General features: G+C 58.8%; 1 pseudogene. It reads left to right on the forward strand.

The window, feature by feature from the left end:
• Positions 1 to 503, forward strand: a pseudogene (gene nusA, locus NW819_RS13315) (transcription termination/antitermination protein NusA); the annotation flags it as partial.
• Positions 504 to 679: the final 176 nt, after the last annotated feature.

The following is a 679-nucleotide window of genomic DNA, read 5'->3' on the forward strand; positions in this document are numbered from 1 at the left end:
CGGTGGTAGCAGAGCTGCGCAATGAGAAAATCGATGTCATTCGCTGGTCACCAGATCCTGCCACTTACATTGCCAATGCCCTCAGCCCGGCCAAGGTGGTGGAGGTGCGGCTAGTGGATCCGGAAATCCAGCAAGCTCATGTGTTGGTCAACAGCGACCAGCTCAGTTTGGCCATTGGCAAAGAGGGGCAAAATGTGCGCCTGGCAGCCCGCCTCACCGGTTGGAAAATCGACATCAAGGAAGTGGAGAGCTACCGCGCAGCGCTGGAGGAAGCCCAAGCCCAAGGGTTGCCCTATCCCTTCATCACTCCAGCGGCACTGGAGCGCTTCCAGCGGCGGGCAGAGCGGGCTGCTTTGGGCCTAGAGGATGAGGAATACGAAGAAAAGCGCCGCCTGGAGGAAGAGGAGCTGGCGGGGAACGATAGGCTGGAAGAAGACTGGGCTGACGAAGAGGAGGACTTCGACTACGACGCCGAGTTCGACATTGCCCAGCCGAAGGGGTAATGATATACGCTCTACCCTCACTTTGCCCGTACACTTTGCTCGTAGAGGGCGGCTTCTGCCGGAAGTCTGGGCTTTGGAATGAGTTTTGCTGCAGGGGATCGCGGTTGCACCGAGACCGCAATGGCGCATGTGGGGTTTTCCTGCCTGCTTGGGCAGAACTGCCCTGTTCCGGCAAT

Source organism: Synechococcus sp. R8-2, from assembly GCF_047461715.1.
Taxonomy (GTDB): Bacteria; Cyanobacteriota; Cyanobacteriia; order Thermostichales; family Thermostichaceae; genus Thermostichus.